The sequence below is a fragment of the Streptomyces sp. NPDC002671 genome, from assembly GCF_053592475.1.
Window position 1 is genome coordinate 1 of the sequence record NZ_JBSFVU010000175.1, and the last position, 1,183, is coordinate 1,183.

Genomic DNA, 1,183 nt, shown 5'->3' on the forward strand with positions numbered 1-1,183 from the left:
GGTGCCGTACTTCGCCGTGGCCGACGCGGACGCCGTCGTCGCGGCGGTGCGGAACAACGGCGGCACGGTGATCATGCCGGCCGCGGACGTGCCCGCCCGGGCACCAACGGTCCCCTCGTCATCGCCGCGGACCCCGCCGGTGATCCGGGAGTGCTGGACCGACTCGTCGCAACGGTCACGGCGGATCCGGGCATCGCATCCGTCGCGCCGACGCATATCGATCGGGCCACCGGCATCGCGACCCTCGTGGTGTTCCCGACCACCAGCCCTCAGGACAAGGCCACGGCCGACACCATCGCCCGGCTGCGCACCGACGTGCTGCCCACGGCGATCGGGCACGGCCCGGCCAGGGCCCACGTCGGCGGCGCCGCCGCGAGCCTGTCCGATGTGGGCCAACGCACCAGCCAACGCCTGCCGGTGTTCGTCGCCGCCGTGCTGGCGATGTCGTTCCTGCTGCTGATGCTGGTCTTCCGCTCGATACTCGTACCGCTCAAGGCGGTACTGCTGAACCTGCTGAGCATCGGCGCGGCCTACGGCATCATGGTCGCGGTCTTCCAGTGGGGCTGGGGAGGCGCACTCATCGGGCTGGAAGCGATGGTTCCGATCGTGTCGTTCATCCCGATGTTCCTCTTCGCCATCCTGTTCGGCCTGTCGATGGACTACGAGGTGTTCCTCCTCTCCCGCGTACGCGAGGAGTACCTGCGCACCGGCGACAACGGCACGGCGATCGTTGAGGGCGTCTCGGGCACCGCCCGGATCATCACCTCGGCCGCCCTCATCATGGTGGCGGTCTTCCTGTCCTTCGCCGTCGCCGAGGACCCCTCCACCAAAATGTTCGGGCTCGGCCTGGCCACCGCGATCTTCATCGACGCCACGGTCGTACGCATGGTGCTGGTACCGGCGACCATGACACTCCTCGGCCGGACCAACTGGTGGCTGCCGAAGTGGCTAGACTGGATGCTTCCCCGCGGCCCGGTCGGCACCGACGACACCGACGCGGAATCCACGGGTGAGGCCCCACGTCCACGGCTGGTTGACCGTTGACTCAACTCCTGCCCGCCCTTGGCCTCCGGCACCTCAGCGCGTCACCTAGGGCCTGTGTGATGTTGTGATCAGCCAGTTGCCTTCAGGAGGTCGCTGATCCAGATCACCGAGGCTCGTAGATGGAGGCCGGCGAGGTAGC

The 1,183-nt window shown here is 68.3% G+C and carries 2 protein-coding genes; one reads left to right on the forward strand and one right to left on the reverse strand.

All coding sequences use genetic code 11. The features are described 5' to 3' along the window. A partial coding sequence (locus tag ACWD35_RS45560; protein WP_451357191.1) for a hypothetical protein occupies positions 1-216 on the reverse strand: 216 nt, incomplete at its 3' end. A gap of 30 nt (positions 217-246) precedes the next feature. Here ACWD35_RS45560 and ACWD35_RS45565 point away from each other — a divergent pair. After that, a complete protein-coding gene (locus ACWD35_RS45565; protein WP_451357192.1) occupies positions 247-1,044 on the forward strand; it encodes an MMPL family transporter in 798 nt (265 codons plus the stop codon). The last annotated feature ends 139 nt before the right edge of the window (positions 1,045-1,183 follow it).